The sequence below is a fragment of the Halomonas korlensis genome, from assembly GCF_900116705.1.
Taxonomy (GTDB): domain Bacteria; phylum Pseudomonadota; class Gammaproteobacteria; order Pseudomonadales; family Halomonadaceae; genus Halomonas; species Halomonas korlensis.
In genome coordinates this window covers 1-14967 of the sequence record NZ_FPBP01000011.1, presented here as the reverse complement: position 1 = coordinate 14967, position 14967 = coordinate 1, and the positions used below count along the sequence as shown (strand labels likewise).

The window sequence follows — 14967 nt, the reverse complement described above, 5'->3', positions numbered from 1 at the left end:
TCAGCGGTAGAACGTCTCGCCAGAGCGGGCCATGTCGCGCAGCTTGGCGGTCGGGGCATAGAGCGCGCCGAGTTCCTCGGCCAGGCCGTCGGCCAGCGTGACGAACTCGCCCAGGCCCATGGCGTCGATATAGCGCAGCGCACCGCCGCGAAACGGCGGGAAGCCGATACCATAGATCAGTGCCATGTCGGCTTCGGCCGGACTGTCGACGATCCCATCCTCTAGACAGCGCACCGCTTCCAGGCAGAGTGGCACCATCATGCGGGCAATGATGTCGTCGTCGCTGAAGGTCTTGTGTGAAGTCACCACACGTTCGACCAACGCGATGGCGGTTTCATCGGTGACCTTCTGCGGCTTGCCCTTCTTGTCCTGCTGGTAGGCGTAGAAGCCCTTGTCGTTCTTCTGGCCCAGGCGATCGTTGTCATACATCACCTGGATCGCCGTCTCGTCTGCGTGCTTCATGCGCTCCGGAAAGCCCTCGGCCATTACCTCACCGGCATGCACCGCAATGTCCATGCCCACCACGTCAAGCAGGTAGGCGGGGCCCATGGGCCAGCCGAAGGCTTCCATGACCTTGTCGACACGCTGGAAGTCGGCGCCCTGCGCCAACAACAGGTTGAAACCGCCGAAATAAGGGAAGAGGACCCGGTTGACCAGAAAACCCGGGCAATCGTTGACGACAATCGGCGTCTTGCCCATGGCTCGCGCGTAAGCCACGGTAGCGGCGACCGCAGCATCCGACGTCTTCTCGCCGCGGATCACCTCCACCAAAGGCATGCGATGCACTGGATTGAAGAAGTGCATGCCGCAGAAGTTTTCTGGGCGCTTGAGGTTCTCGGCCAGGCGGGTGATCGAGATGGTCGAGGTGTTGGAGGTAAGAATCGCCTCTTCGTCGACCCAGCCTTCCACCTCGGTGAGCACCGCATCCTTGACCTTGGGGTTCTCGACCACCGCCTCGACGACCAGGTCGACGTGGGCGAAGTCACCATAGGAGAGCGTAGGCCGGATATGGGTCAGCTTTTCGGCCATCTCGCCGGTCGTGAATTTGCCCCGCTCGACTTGCTTGGTGAACAGCTTGCGCACTTCCTTGAGACCCAGCTCGATGGCCTCTTCCTTGATGTCCTTCATCAGGATCGGGGTGCCCTTGGAGGCACTCTGGTAGGCGATGCCGCCCCCCATGATGCCGGCCCCCAACACCGCCGTCTGATTGATGGCAGCGGCCTGTTTTTCGTACTTGCCGGCCTTCTTCTTGACCACCTGATCGTTGAGGAACAGCCCCACCAGATTGAAGGCCACATCAGAGAGCGCCAACTTCGCAAAGGTCTTGGCCTCGATGGCCTGGGCGCGGGCACGCCCTTCGCCGGCGCCCTTCTGGATCACCTTGATGGCCTCCACCGGCGCCGGGTAATGCTTGCCCGCCTTGCCGGCGACATAGCCCTTGGCAGTCTCGAACGCCATCATCTGCTCGATGGCGTTGAGGCCCAAAGGCCCGGTCTTCTCGTCCCGCCGGGCCTGATAGTTCAGCTCCCCGCGGTTGGCACGGGTCAGGAGAGCGAGCGCCGCTGCCTCGAGCTGGTCGGCAGGCACCACGGCATCCACTGCGCCCATCGTGAGCGCCGACTCGGCCTTGTTCTCGGTGCCACCGGCAATCCACTCGATGGCGTTATCGGCACCGATCAGGCGTGGCAGGCGTACACAACCGCCCCAGCCGGGCACGATACCAAGCTTGGTCTCGGGCAGGCCGAGCCTCGCCCCCTCCGCCATCACGCGAAAGTCGGTCGCAAGGGCCACTTCGCAGCCGCCCCCCAGCGCCAGCCCGTTGATCGCGGTCACCGTAGGAAAGGGCAGATCCTCGATGGCATTGAAGATGTCGTGCACCCTCAGGTTCATGTCGACCAGATACTGCTCGCCCTTGTCGAACAGGCCATGAAACTCGGTGATGTCGGCGCCGACGATAAACGCCTGCTTGGCACTGCCGATCATCAGGCCCGTCAGACCCTGCTCGGCGCGGATCGCCTTGACCGCCGCTTCCAGCTCGGCCACCACGGCGCTGGAGAGCTTGTTGATAGACTCGCCCTGCAAGTCGAAGATGAGCGTGGCGACGTTGTCATCGGCACGTCCCTCAGAACCCCCGGCGCCACGCGACACCGAGATGGCATTGCCTTGATAGATCATCAGCGAATCTCCACGATTTCATACGATCGTTTTAATGCCCGCAATCTTGGTCCACTCTCGCGAAGGGGTCAAGTCGATTAGGTGCCTCACCATCGTTACCGAGCGGCACTACCGCATGCTGGCTTCAACCTGCTAGCATCCAGCCTTCCTCATGATCAGGCTAGCCGACATTGCGATGAGTTCCCCCGCACCGGCCTCTTCGACATCTCATAGCGGGCTTTTGTCCCGGCTCACTCGTCTGCAAACACGCATCGAGCAGTGGGTCGCCTTCCTGCGCCCCTGGCGCTGGTTGTGGCCCCCGATCGCCTTCGCCGCGGGCCTGGGCAGTTTTTTCCTGGTGGAGCGTCAACAGTGGCTGGGCGCGATGCTGGCAATCGGCATGCTGATCGCCTGGCTGCTGCTACTCTCGGAAAGCCTGATTGGACGGATGCTGGCGCGACGTGGTCATCCAAAATTGCCCAAGGGCGTCACGACCTTCATCGCGCAGATGATCCACCAGGAAACCCTGTTCTTCTGCTTGCCGTTTCTCCTCGTTACCACGGTATGGAGCAGCGGCCAGGCGCTGTTCACCCTGTTATTGCTGGGCATGGCGGTGTTTTCGATCATCGACCCGCTCTACTACAAGCTGGCCGAGCGCGCTCGTTGGCTATACTTCGCCTTCCACGCGCAATGCGTCTTCCTGGTGGTGTTGGTCACCCTGCCGATCATGTTCCATCTGACCACCGGCGCAAGCTTGAAGCTCGCGCTGGCGGCCATGGTCGTCTTCAGTCTACCCAGCCTGCTGGAACTGCTGAGCGGCTCGACGCTCAGGCGCTGGGTAATGCTGCTGGCGCTGCTTCCGCTACTCGCCGGGGCCGGCTGGCTGGGGAGGATCTGGGTACCTCCGGCGACGCTGTGGATCACCGCCACGGCGCTCTCGCCCGGCTTCGACGTGCAGGCCAGAAAACCTCGCGACAGCGTGCGCCTCACGCCGTCGGCGTTGCCGGAAACGGGCCTCTACGCCTACACCTCGATTCGCGCTCCGCGCGGCCTTAAAGAACAAATCTTCCATGTCTGGCGCCACGAGGGGGAGGTCATCGACCGTATACCACTGCAGATCAAGGGTGGCCGCGACGAGGGGTATCGCGCCTGGAGCCATAAGCAGAATTTCCCCGAGGCGCCCGCAGGGCCCTGGCGTATCGACGTCATGACCGACAGCGGTCAGCGAATCGGGGTACTGCGTTTTCGCGTCGATGCCAACGAGGCGCGGGCCACACTGGCCGATGGAGACATCGATTCGCCGCTCGGCCTGGCAGGCATTGCTCTGCACAAGCTGCTGCCCGGTCGGGAGAAAAAAGAAGAAACGCCCACTGTCCAACAAACCCAAAAGCACACCGTCGCCAAGCCTTATAGCGAGGTAGAAAGCGAGTAGGCTCGCGACGGCGGATTACCCACTTGCATTACACGATAACGCTTCGGACAATTCAGTGATGTCATACGGAGCCAGGAGCGACATGCAGCAGAACATCGGCTTCCAGCTATCCCGCGTTCCGCGCCTGTGGCGCGCCGTCATCGACCACCGCCTGGCCCCGCTGGAGTTGACCCAGACCCGCTGGATCACGCTCTACCATCTATGGCGACTGGGCGATGGTCAGCCTCAGTGCGAGCTTGCCCGCGCGATCGGCGTCGAGGCGCCCTCCTTGGTGCGAACGCTCGACCAGCTTGCCGAACAAGGGCTTATCGAACGCCGCCCCTGCGAACAGGACCGACGCACCAAGCGCGTGTACCTGACCCAGGAGGCCACCCCCCTGATCGAGCGCATCGACGACGTGGTGACTCAGGCGCGTCACGAGATGCTGGCCGGCCTCAGCGACAATGAGGTCGAGCAGCTCAGCACCCTGCTCGCACGCATCGAAAATAACGGGCTCGCCATTCAGGAAGATCAGTCCGACGCGTGAGGCCTCTCAAGGCTCGGGGCTTTCCCTGGGCGCGTGCTCTTCAGGATGGTCAGGACGGCCGGCGAGGTCGTCGCGCAAGGCGTTGAAATCCTCCACATAGGTCGCAAACCTCGCTGCATCCTGTGACTCCCACCACCAAAGCGTCAGCGCCGTCGGGCGCGATTCCAGTACCTGAGCATCCATCGGCAAGCGTGTCAGCAGCGAATCGATCCTCGCCAGGGCTTCCGCAGAGAGAGGGCGCAGCGGCTCGATGCGCCAGCGCCAGCCATGGGCGAAGGGTTTGAGCGCCTCGGCTGCATGGGCATCACGCACCAGTACGAAATCCGGGCCCGGTTGCTGCTGCGGGTAACCCCAGCGATAGGCGGGCATGACGCCGCGCGCCTCGTGAAAGGGGGGTGTCTGAAGCTTGACCTCAACACCGGACTCTCGGGCTACATTACGTAGCCGCACCACCCGCTGTTGCCGAGGACTCGGCTTGAGCCAGAGCACTGGTGAAATTACCAGCATTAAAGCGAATAGAATGATCAGCCAGGCCATGCCCTCTCCTCGATCGGTACAGAATGCCATCGACATCAAGATGCGTAATCCTTGATGCACGTCGTTGTCTTGCTTCGCCAGGCGTCCTAGAGTGGAGGCAACATCACTCGCATAACGTCTTCACGGAGATTCACACCATGAGCAATGAATATCGTCACGTCCTGGTCGCTGTCGACCTGACAAAGGACTCACATCGGGTGCTGGAACGAGCGATGCAGATCGCCGACCGCAACCATGCCAAGCTGTCCATCATGCATACCCTTGAGCCGCTGGGCTTCGCCTACGGAGGTGATATTCCCATGGACCTCACCAGCATCCAGGACCAACTCGACGAACACGCCAAGCAGCGCCTGGCCGAAATCGCTGACACGCATGTGCCCCGCGAGAATCAGCACGTAGTCGTGGGTATGCCCGATACCGAAATACACCGCTTCGCCGAGGAGCATGACGTCGACCTGATCGTCGTGGGTTCCCACGGCCGCCACGGCTTTGCCCTATTGCTCGGTTCCACCTCTACCGGCGTGCTGCACGGTGCCCAGTGCGACGTGCTGGCCGTGCGCGTAGGCAAGAAGGGCGAGGAAAGCGCGGAATAAGTCACTCCACACTGCCAGCCGGGGCTCGTCGAGGACGCCTCGGCTGGTTTCAGTCTCTCGGCACTTGCTTTTCAGTCCCTTCTCAGGCGTCGCCTGATGCCATCGCCTCCAACGCTATCCACCGCTCCATGGCCGACTCCAGCTCGGCCTGGGTGTCGTTCAACGCCTGCAGCGTCGCGGTGACACTATCGGCGTCCTGCTGATAGAAGGCCGGGTCGCCGACCTGGGCTTCGAACTCGGCCACCGCGGCCTCGAGACGTTCAATCTCGGCAGGCAGGCCGTCGAGCTCCCGCTGCAACTTGTAGGACAGTTTGATCGTCTTTTTGGCCGGTGAAGCCGGTGCCGGGGCCTGCGTCGGCTCTTGCGGGGCCTCCTCTACGGGCTCGACACGCTGGCGGGCGGCGCCATCCCAGGGCGCCGGTGGGAGCCGACCGCCTTGGCGCACCCAGTCGCTGTAGCCGCCTACGTATTCGCGAACTCGCCCTTTGCCCTCGAAGGCCAGCACGCTGGTCACCACGTTGTCCATGAAGGCACGATCGTGGGAAACCAGCAGCAGAGTGCCGTCGAAGTCGAGCAGCAGCTCCTCGAGCAGCTCCAGCGTCTCGACGTCGAGATCGTTAGTGGGTTCGTCGAGCACCAGCACATTGGCCGGCTGGGTGAATAGCTTGGCCAGCAACAATCGGTTCGACTCGCCCCCGGAGAGCGCCTTGACCGGCTGGCGGACACGCTCGGGGGTGAACAAGAAATCCTGCAGGTAGCTCATCACATGCCGGTCGCGGCCGCCTACGCTGATGCGGTCGCTGCCCTGGGCCACATTGTCGTACACGGTCTTGTCGAGCTCGAGCCCGGCACGCAGCTGATCGAAATAGGCCACCTGCAGCTTGGTGCCCATGCTTACCTTGCCCTCGGTGGGCGCTAGCTCGCCGAGCAGGATCTTGAGCAGCGTGGTCTTGCCGGCACCATTGCGGCCGATGAAGCCGATGCGATCTCCCCGCTGAATTTCCAAGCTGATATCGTCGATCACCACCTCGTCGCCGAAGCGCTGGGTGACGTGCTCCAGTGCCACGACCCGCTTGCCGCTGCGCTCGCCGCGATCGACGGACAGCGATGCCTTGCCCTGGCGGTCGCGGCGTTCACTGCGCTCGCGGCGCAGCTGCTCCAGCGCCCGCACCCGGCCTTCGTTGCGGGTCCGCCGCGCCTTGATGCCCTGGCGGATCCAGGTTTCTTCCTGGGCGAGCTTCTTGTCGAACTCGGCATTCTCGCGAGCCTCGACCTCCAGCTCATGGGTCTTTTGTTCCTGATATTTGGCGTAATCGCCCGGGTAGCGCCCCAACCGCCCACGGTCGAGCTCGAGGATCGCGGTGGCCAGCTTGGAGAGAAAGGCGCGGTCGTGGGTGATGAACAGCACCGCGCCGCTGAAGGCCAGGAGTTGTTCCTCGAGCCAGGCGATGGTGTCCAGGTCCAGGTGGTTGGTTGGCTCGTCGAGCAGCAACAGATCGGGGTCGGCGACCAGCGCCCGCGCCAGTGCCACACGGCGCCGCCAACCACCGGAGAGCTCGGTCATGGCGGCATCGTCAGGTAGCCCCAGGCGTGTCAGCACCACATCAATGCGCTGATGGAAGGACCAGCCATCGATGGCTTCCAGCCGGCTATGCAACTGCTCCATCCGACGCATGTCGGGATCGGCATCATGGATCAGATGATGATATTCGGAGAGCAGCTCGCCGGCCTCAGGCAACCCCTCGGCCACCATGTCGAAGATCGTCTTGCCGGATGCCTCGGGAAGGTCCTGGGCGAGCACGCCGATCTTGAGCCCCGGCGCGCGCCAGATATTGCCACTGTCGGCCTGTATCTCGCCGTCGACGAGCTTCAACAGCGTCGACTTGCCGGTGCCGTTGCGCCCCACCAGCGCCAGGCGCTCGCCCTTCTCCAGCACCAGGTCGGCACCGTCGAGCAACTTGTGGTTGCCATAGGCCAGTTGTAACTGTTCCAGACGTAGCAGGGTCACGCGTTCACCTCTTCCATTCATCGAGGACGCTAGTGTAACGCATGGCTGGGCCTGCGTGGCGGCGAGGCTGGACGCTGGGGTACCTGTCTCGCGTATCCTGTCTCACGTACAATGCGCGCCTGGCCCACACAGGAGTTCCGCCTTGGTCGAACCCGCCAACAGTTTCGATGATTTCCTGCCCGACGCGCTGCAACGACGCTCCCCGCGCCCGCTGGTCGACATTGGCGCTAACCTGACCCATGCAAGCTTCAGCCGGGATCTCGAATCGGTGCTGTCACGCGCCCGCGCGGCGAACGTGACTAGCCTGATCCTCACCGGCACCGACCGGGAACACGCCGAACAGGCAGTAGCTCTCGCCGAACGCTATCCCGGCCTCTACGCGACTGCTGGCGTGCACCCTCACGATGCGAGCCAATGGGATGTCTCCCTGGCGCGGGCGATGCGCGACCTGCACCGTAAGCCCAGCGTCGTCGCGGTAGGTGAGTGTGGGCTGGATTTCAATCGCAATTTTTCCACACCCGACGAGCAGGAACGCGCTTTCGAAGCCCAACTGGGCCTGGCGGTAGAGAGCGGCAAGCCGCTCTTTCTCCACGAGCGCGACGCCGGCAAGCGCTTGCGCGAGATCCTTCGCGCCTGGCGTGACGACATCAGCGACGCCGTCGTGCACTGCTTCACGGCGGACCGCGATACTCTCCACGGATATCTCGACCTCGACCTGCATATCGGCCTGACCGGCTGGTTGTGCGACGAGCGGCGCGGGCATCACCTGCGTGAGCTGGTCGGCGATATTCCCCTGACGCGGCTGATGGTGGAAACCGACTGCCCGTACCTGCTGCCGCGCAATCTACCGGCCAAGCTCAAGGGCCGGCGACACGAACCCGCACTGCTGCCGTGGATCGTGCGCGAGATCGCCCATTGGCGGGGCATGCCCGAGGCTGAGCTAGCCGATGCCACCACCGCCACCGCCAGCGCGTTCTTCCGTCTGGCCTCCCCAAACCACTTCCCGTCCCCAGAATGCGAGGAGCACTGACATGGCAGGCGCCGACACGAACGAGCTACCCGGCTTCATTGCCGTGGAAACCGGTGACGAGGGCGGGCTGCCCCTGGCGATCGCCTGGTCGCTGCCCGACGGTCGAGTGAAACACACCTTGATCCAACCCGATGACGACTGGCTGAACGAGGAACTGGTCGCGCTGGGTGGCTACAGCCTGGAGGAGCTGACCAGTATGGGCGTAAGTCCGCTGGACGTGATCCGCGAGCTGGAGACCGACCATTTCAACGAAACCCTCTACACGGCCGGCGTCGGTGATGACGAGGCCGCCCTGTCACGGCTTTTTGATACCTATGGGCTCGACCCCTTCGTGGAACTTGCCCCGGCCGAAAGCCTTTACGCGAGCGTCGCGCCGGGTGATTGGTCACGCGCCCGAGGTGAGCTCTTCGGCGAGCGGGGCCTGGAGCCCATGCGCCCCGACCACGAGGTCGAGGTGATGCTGCACTTGCATCAGCGCCTCGAGGGCAACGAAGACTGAGTGCTGGGTTCTGAACATCAGCTCGGCATCGAGGCAGGCGCAAGAATGGCCCGCCCGGCGGCCACAGCGTGCTCGAGGTCGGCGCCCTGGTGATAGAAGGTCTGCAGGGCTCGCTCCAGGGCGGCCGCACGCACCGGTAGCCCGTCGCGTAGGTAGCGATCGGCACGGGCCTCGACCCTCGCCCGGAAGGCGTCGCGGTCGACCTCGGCCTCGCCGCCCAGATTGTCGACGCTGACATTGAAAGGCAGGCCGCAGGCACGCGAGAAGAGCAATTCGAGAGCCTGTGGCGCAACTTCCACTCCTTCAAAGTCCCGCTGCTCGGCGGCATCGCGCCCGTCGGGCAGGTACCAGTAGCCGTAGTCTTCCCACTGGCGACGCCGTGCACCGGCGATGCACCAGTGGCTGATCTCGTGCAGAGCGCTGGCGTAGAAACCGTGGGCGAAGATGACGCGGTGGAACGGCGTGCTGTCGTCCGCCGGCAGATACAGCGGCTCTTCGCCTCCCCGGTTCAGACAGGTGTTGTAGTCGGGCTGAAAGAGACCATCGAACAGCGCGATGACGTCTTCGAGACGATGCGTCACATAAGCTCCCCGTGCGGATGGTGTGCCATGAAAGACGGCCATTATAGGCGCCAAGGGCGCCGGGCGAAAACGCGGCGCGGCTGATAGACTGTCGGGCCGCTGTCACGCCCGCCGTGGCTGAAACATCTTCTCGCCCTCAGCCTGGAGCAGCCCGCTTGGCTCAGTTTGCCGCTGATCTCCTGACCGCCAGTCGTCGGGAAACGCGCCCCCTCATTCGCCTAGCCCTGCCGATCTGCGGCGCCCAGCTCGCCCAGGCGGGAATGAGCGTCGTCGACGTGATGATGACCGGCCGGTTGAGCGCCACGGACCTGGCAGCCGTCTCGATGGGTTCCAGTCTGTGGCTACCGCTGATGCTGTTCATGACCGGCACCCTGATGGGGTTAACACCCATCGTCGCCCAACTGCTCGGCGGCGGGCGCACCGACGGCATTCGCCCCAATGTTCATCAGGCCTTGTGGGTGACCCTGGTGCTCGGCGTTCTGGCCGCAGGGCTGCTCTGGTACACGTCGATGCCGATATTCCGTCTGATGGCGGTGCCCGACGAGGTCGCCCGGGGCGCCTCGTCCTACCTGGCTGCCGTGGCTTTCGGCATGCCCGGCATCGCCCTATTTCAGGCATTGCGCGCCTTCTCCGATGGCGTCAATCATACTCGCCCATCGCTATGGATCAGTTTGCTGGGGCTCGGAGTCAACATTCCCAGTAACTTCGTGCTGATCTATGGCGGCGCTGGCCTCACCGGGCTCTTCGGCGACTGGCTCCCCGGCTGGATACAGGCACTTCCCGCACTCGGCGCCTTCGGCTGTGGAATCGCCACGGCGCTTTCGATGTGGGTGATGGGCCTGGCCATGATCGCCTACACGCATCGCAGCCCCGCGTATGGCGATATCACACTGTGGCATTCACCCGCCCCACCGCGCTGGCGGATGATCGCTAACCTGCTCTATGTGGGAGTGCCAATCGGAGTGGCGATCTTCGTCGAGGTGACGCTCTTCACCCTGATTGCCCTGTTCATTGCCAGTCTCGGCGAGGTAACCGTGGCCGCGCATCAGGTGGCGCTGAATTACACCTCGATCTTGTTCATGCTGCCGCTGTCGCTGAGCATGGCGCTTACCGTGAGGGTGGGCAATACCCTGGGCCAGGCGCGTTATGGGCTCGCCCGCCTGGTCGCCTGGAATGGCATCGCGATCGGGGTTTTGGTAGCACTCTTCAACAGCCTGTTGCTGTGGTTGACGGCCCGGCCGGTCATCGCGCTCTATACCAATGACATTCAGGTCCAGCAACTGGCGCTGTCACTGGTGGTGCTGGCGGTGATGTACCAGATTTCGGACTCGCTGCAGGTCAACCTGGCCGGCGCCCTGCGTGGCTACAAGGATACCCGCGTGACCATGTTCATTACCCTCGTGGCCTACTGGGTGGTGGGACTGGGTGGCGGGCACTGGCTGGGGAGTTACGGTCTGCTTGGTGTGATCGCGCCGTTGGGGGTTCATGGTTACTGGATCGGCCTGATTGCCGGCCTTACCGTCGCGGCATTGCTGTTGGGCGAGCGCCTGCGACGGATGGCCAGGGAGGTGGCGGATGGGAATGCTGAGCTCATATGCCATTGACGTTCGCCGCTGGGGCGTCTTGCTGCTGCTGATACTGAGCGGATGCAGCGGAAGCGGCGAGAGCAACGTACTGTTCGTCGATTACCAGAACCAGCTCGCCGAGGCCCTGGAACTCGAGCCGCCCGCTCGACAGCCTCCTGGCAATATCGGCGCTTTTCCTGACCGGGACCAGCGCCTCTTCGAGATCCCCGAGACACGAGATAGCCTGCTCAATGTCTACGCCCTGCGCGAATGTCATATCACTAATCTGGTAGCGCAACGCAATAATCAGCTGGGGCGAGTGGCGCAGGCCAGCCAACGTTGGCTCTATGAGCTGACGCTATGGCGACGTCTCGATGCCTGCTGGAACAGCGAGGTTCCCCAGACCCTTGCCGAGGCCGACCGTGAGCGCCTGATCCGATTGATCGACAACAAGACAGAGCAATTGCCACGTGCGAGTTGGAATGCTCTTTTCGATTCCGAAGAATGGGTAAAGAACTTCTCACGAGCCAGCTCTACGCTATCACCGGAAGAGCTCGAGCCTCCCCCGGCGCAGCTCAAAGCGCTGGCGTATCTGCGCGAGGCCACCCTGCATCAGTTCGACCCCGACTGGCATCCCGACTCCTCGACTCTGGAGGGACATCTCAAGGCCCTGCAGTCGCGCCCCTTCACCGCCGAGCTGCTGCGCACCTTGTTGCTGGCCGAGCAGCGACTCAATGAAGCGTCATCGTTGATCGAGGACGCAATGTCCCAACAAGCGGTCTGCTCACGCATCGAGGTCTTCCCCCCGGCGCTGACGCAGCGTGAGGAAACACGGCAGCTTGCTGCTTGGCTCGACAGGCTCGAGACCACCGGTATGTCCTGGCTCACTGCGGTCGACGCACTCCTTGAGGCCCACATCGAGGCGCCCAATGCCGTACGAGCTTATCGGCATCACTGGCTGTCGTTTGACACCGTCACCGCTCCCCTTCCCGCCTTCCAGGCAGCAAGGGAACGTCATCAGGCATTGCGCCTGTCGCTTGCGGAACGCTGCCGTAGACACATGGGACTTAACCTTCAGGGGGAGTCTGTGCTATTGGTTGTGCAACACTGACGCATAGCGCTATCGAGCGGCCGCGAGGCCGATGCCGTGATCACGCAGCACGTGGAGGCACATCATGGGGATCCCTCAGACTAGTCGTTCGGCCCGGGTCATCGATCTGGAATCCATGCGCCAGCGCCAGCGCGCCAGACGCCGACTGATTCGCTTGGCGCCCGAGCTGGATGGGCTGGAAATGGTTTATCGGCTTTCGTCGAACGAAGACACCTTGTACGGCATGCCCTTGCTAGCCTGGGGACTGCGCGAGGATGGCGAAGTGGTGGGCATGGTGCCCTGGATGGAGGCGCTGACGGCCTGCCATCATCTTGGCGATCCCGACCACGGCAGCTTCGTGGGTTACCGCGACCCCGAGACGGAGGAGCTTTTCGAGACAGCCCCCGAACACAAGGTATTCGAACTGGAGCATGCCGCGGCCTACTTCGACTACGAGGACACCGACGAAACCACGCTCATCCAGCAGCTTCCCGAAACACAGGGCACCCATGCTCTGTGCATGGACGAGGGTGACGCCCCGTGGCAGCTGAAGCAGGTGTTCGGCTGGCGCTTATACAACAACGGCCGAGTGGAAGCGCTGCTGGCCGACGAAACGCTCGTGGAAACCACACCCATCCTGCCCAGCGACCCCTGCCTGTACCCGGGGCATAGCCGGCACCGCGTCGTGTATTTTTTCCAGCGCCAGATCGCCAATCGGATTCGTTGCGAGGATCCCGATACCCTCGAGGCGCTGGCCTTGATGGTGATGCATGACGACGCGGTATCGCCTGCCGGTGGTTAAACAGACGCCTTAGTCTTGTGCTTGGGCCTGCAACTGGGCGGATCTATCCCAGCCGGATAAAATACTCATAACATCCGTCCAGTTCGCGCTGGTGAATCAGCTCGTGACCCAGAAAACGGCAGAACTTGGGTACGTCCCTCGTCGTCGCTGGGTCACTGGCAATGACCTTGAGCACCTCCTCACGCTGCATGTCTCGCACCTTGTTATGCATCAACATGATAGGTTCTGGACAGTACAGACCCGTAGTGTCGAGTTCGGCGTCATGAACGGGAGGGGCATCAGCAGTATCATCCATCGATAACCTCGTGGCAGGAATTAAGCAGTAGGGAGTTGCCTGATGATCAAGATCATTATCGAACGTCGTATCATGCCCGGGCTCGAAGAGGAATACGAGGCGGCCGCCAGGGAAGCCATGCGCCAATCGCTCGGCGTGCGTGGCTTCATCGGCGGCGAAAGCCTCGTCGAGAACGGGCGCCATGACCGACGCCTGATGATCACCAAATGGCGTGACCTGCGCGCCTGGAAGGAATGGTACACCAGCGAGGAACGCAGCCGGGTCATGCAGCGCCTGCTGCCCTTATTGACCGAGGACGAGCGCATCCGTATCTACGAACCCGCTTATTGAAGAGGACCAGCGCTATGCATCGAGAAGGCGGACATGCACCGTGACTTCTTCCCGGTCGTGGTAGAGATGGCGGCAGCTCAACGCAGCCGGGATACCCGCTTCATGGAGGGAAGCTTCGAGACCCGCCAGACAGTCGTTCACCTGCCACCACCGCTGACGCATCGGTAGTTTCAGATTGAAGATCGCCTCTCGACACCAGCGTTGCACCAACCAGCGCTCCACCATCTCAACCACTCGCGTCGGGCGGTCCACGATGTCGCAGACCAGCCAGTCGAGGCGACAGGGCGGTTTCCAGACGAAACCATCTTCACGCCGATGCTCGACCAGACCACTCGCCATCAGCGACTTGTCCATTGGCCCGTTGTCGATGGCATAGACGTTCATGCCGCGGTTCACCAGCTGCCAGGTCCAGCCACCCGGCGCCGCGCCCAGATCGGCCGCCTGCATGCCCTCCCCGAGCCGATCCTCCCACTCGTCCCGAGGCACGAATTCATGCCAGGCCTCTTCCAGCTTGAGTGTCGATCGACTCGGTGCGCCGTGCGGAAAGCGCAACCGCCTGATGCCTCCGGGGGCTTCGCTGCGATTTCCCGGAAAACTCATGCCCAGCTGTACTCGATCACCCGCGCTCCACAGCACGTGAAGCCGCCTCGCACCTGCCTTGCGACGCAGTGCCTTGCGCTTTTTCAACAGCGACGCCAGCGGCCGTTCGAGTGCCTTGATCAGACCCGACAAGGCTTTGCCGTCGTTGGTATCGGGCGTTTCCTGCCAGATCGATTCGAAGTTCCAGCCACTCTCCACCACCTGCTCGACGATCGGCGACAGGCGATCCTCCCGGGTCAGCGTCAACGGCGAAAGCGCCACCAGGCTCTGGCGAGCAAACACCAGCGAGGTCAGTGGCAAGGCGCGCTGCAGGGCATTGATCGGTTCGTCGGGCGGCCCCAGGAACCGCAAGAACCCCGTGCCAGGCGCGAATTGGCTTTCGCCATGCCAACCGATCCGGGAGGTCTTGTCGGCGAGCTCTGCGGCCAGATCCGGCTCGAAACCCGGGCGACAGTACAGCAACAGCTCATGCGGTGTCGTCACGATCGATCTCCGGGTCAGAATAGGGGCGGCATGATAGCAGCTGAGAGCTTTGCTCGCTGCCTGGCACCTTCCTTCCACTCCTGCACTTTCCTTCCATGCACACGCAGACCCCCGCGCCTTGTGGGCGCGGGGGTCGGGATAGGGTGCCTGACGATGACCTACTCTCGCATGGGGAGACCCCACACTACCATCGGCGCTGAGCGGTTTCACTGCTGAGTTCGGCAAGGGATCAGGTGGTTCCCGCACGCTGTGGTCGTCAGGCGAAAAGCGGTGAATCATGCTGGCGTGATACGCCGGGCGCTCCGGCGCGCGGGTCGCAGACCCCTTGGGTGTTATATGGTCAAGCCTCACGGGCCATTAGTACACGTTAGCTCAACGCCTTGCGGCGCGTCCACACCGTGCCTATCGACCAGCTGGTCTCGCTGGGCCCTTCAGGAGGCTC

15 protein-coding genes and 2 rRNA genes are annotated in these 14967 nt (G+C 62.9%); 9 read left to right on the top strand and 8 right to left on the bottom strand.

The window, feature by feature from the left end; all coding sequences use genetic code 11:
• Window positions 1-2175, bottom strand: coding sequence for a fatty acid oxidation complex subunit alpha FadB (gene fadB, locus BM341_RS14155; protein WP_089796720.1), 2175 nt, complete (start codon window positions 2173-2175; stop codon window positions 1-3).
• Between the two features lie 175 nt (window positions 2176-2350).
• On the opposite strand from fadB, the gene BM341_RS14150 reads away from it, so the two are divergent.
• Together BM341_RS14150 and slyA are read left to right on the top strand one after the other, a co-directional pair.
• Window positions 2351-3586, top strand: a complete 1236-nt coding sequence (locus BM341_RS14150) for a DUF5924 family protein (protein WP_089796719.1) — start codon at window positions 2351-2353, stop codon at window positions 3584-3586.
• An 82-nt stretch (window positions 3587-3668) separates the two neighbouring features.
• The gene (gene slyA / locus BM341_RS14145) at window positions 3669-4112 is read left to right on the top strand and encodes a transcriptional regulator SlyA (RefSeq protein ID WP_089796718.1); all 444 of its coding nucleotides are present in this window, start codon (window positions 3669-3671) and stop codon (window positions 4110-4112) included.
• Window positions 4113-4118: 6 nt separating this feature from the next.
• Here the strand turns inward: slyA and BM341_RS14140 are convergent, their stop codons facing one another.
• Window positions 4119-4649, bottom strand: coding sequence for a preprotein translocase subunit YajC (locus BM341_RS14140; RefSeq protein ID WP_089796717.1), 531 nt, complete (start codon window positions 4647-4649; stop codon window positions 4119-4121).
• A gap of 137 nt (window positions 4650-4786) precedes the next feature.
• Here BM341_RS14140 and BM341_RS14135 point away from each other — a divergent pair, with 137 nt between their 5' ends.
• A complete protein-coding gene (locus tag BM341_RS14135) occupies window positions 4787-5242 on the top strand; it encodes a universal stress protein (protein WP_089796716.1) in 456 nt (151 codons plus the stop codon).
• Between the two features lie 82 nt (window positions 5243-5324).
• Here BM341_RS14135 and BM341_RS14130 read toward each other — a convergent pair whose 3' ends face one another.
• On the bottom strand, window positions 5325-7250 hold the full coding sequence (locus tag BM341_RS14130) for an ATP-binding cassette domain-containing protein (protein WP_089796715.1): 1926 nt from the start codon (window positions 7248-7250) through the stop codon (window positions 5325-5327).
• 142 nt (window positions 7251-7392) lie between these two features.
• Between BM341_RS14130 and BM341_RS14125 the strand changes: the two genes are divergently transcribed.
• Both BM341_RS14125 and BM341_RS14120 read left to right on the top strand, forming a co-directional pair.
• Entirely contained in the window at window positions 7393-8280 is an 888-nt protein-coding gene (locus tag BM341_RS14125; protein ID WP_089796714.1) for a TatD family hydrolase, read from the top strand.
• Between the two features lies 1 nt (window position 8281).
• Window positions 8282-8779, top strand: a complete 498-nt coding sequence (locus BM341_RS14120) for a hypothetical protein (RefSeq protein WP_089796713.1) — start codon at window positions 8282-8284, stop codon at window positions 8777-8779.
• 17 nt (window positions 8780-8796) lie between these two features.
• On the opposite strand, the gene BM341_RS14115 is transcribed toward BM341_RS14120, so the two are convergent.
• A complete protein-coding gene (locus BM341_RS14115) occupies window positions 8797-9360 on the bottom strand; it encodes an elongation factor P hydroxylase (RefSeq protein WP_089796712.1) in 564 nt (187 codons plus the stop codon).
• A gap of 155 nt (window positions 9361-9515) precedes the next feature.
• Here BM341_RS14115 and BM341_RS14110 point away from each other — a divergent pair, with 155 nt between their 5' ends.
• The 3 genes from BM341_RS14110 to BM341_RS14100 all read left to right on the top strand — a co-directional run bounded on the left by BM341_RS14110 (window position 9516) and on the right by BM341_RS14100 (window position 12817).
• Window positions 9516-10964, top strand: coding sequence for an MATE family efflux transporter (locus tag BM341_RS14110; protein WP_089796711.1), 1449 nt, complete (start codon window positions 9516-9518; stop codon window positions 10962-10964).
• A complete protein-coding gene (locus BM341_RS14105; protein ID WP_245784283.1) occupies window positions 10942-12036 on the top strand; it encodes a DUF3080 family protein in 1095 nt (364 codons plus the stop codon). Before BM341_RS14110 ends, BM341_RS14105 begins: the two co-directional genes overlap by 23 nt.
• A 64-nt stretch (window positions 12037-12100) precedes the next feature.
• On the top strand, window positions 12101-12817 hold the full coding sequence (locus BM341_RS14100) for a hypothetical protein (RefSeq protein ID WP_089796709.1): 717 nt from the start codon (window positions 12101-12103) through the stop codon (window positions 12815-12817).
• A 43-nt stretch (window positions 12818-12860) separates the two neighbouring features.
• Here the strand turns inward: BM341_RS14100 and tusA are convergent, their stop codons facing one another.
• Window positions 12861-13112 carry a sulfurtransferase TusA gene (gene tusA, locus BM341_RS14095; protein WP_089796708.1) on the bottom strand — a complete coding sequence of 84 codons (252 nt, stop codon included), beginning with the start codon at window positions 13110-13112 and terminating at the stop codon, window positions 12861-12863.
• Between the two features lie 42 nt (window positions 13113-13154).
• Here tusA and BM341_RS14090 point away from each other — a divergent pair, with 42 nt between their 5' ends.
• Window positions 13155-13442 carry an antibiotic biosynthesis monooxygenase family protein gene (locus BM341_RS14090; protein ID WP_089796707.1) on the top strand — a complete coding sequence of 96 codons (288 nt, stop codon included), beginning with the start codon at window positions 13155-13157 and terminating at the stop codon, window positions 13440-13442.
• A 12-nt stretch (window positions 13443-13454) separates the two neighbouring features.
• Here BM341_RS14090 and rlmM read toward each other — a convergent pair whose 3' ends face one another.
• The 3 genes from rlmM to BM341_RS14075 form a co-directional block, all read right to left on the bottom strand.
• Entirely contained in the window at window positions 13455-14528 is a 1074-nt protein-coding gene (rlmM, locus tag BM341_RS14085; RefSeq protein WP_089796848.1) for a 23S rRNA (cytidine(2498)-2'-O)-methyltransferase RlmM, read from the bottom strand.
• A gap of 142 nt (window positions 14529-14670) precedes the next feature.
• Window positions 14671-14786, bottom strand: a 5S ribosomal RNA gene (rrf, locus tag BM341_RS14080).
• A gap of 75 nt (window positions 14787-14861) precedes the next feature.
• Window positions 14862-14967: ribosomal RNA gene (locus BM341_RS14075) — 23S ribosomal RNA — on the bottom strand; the annotation flags it as partial.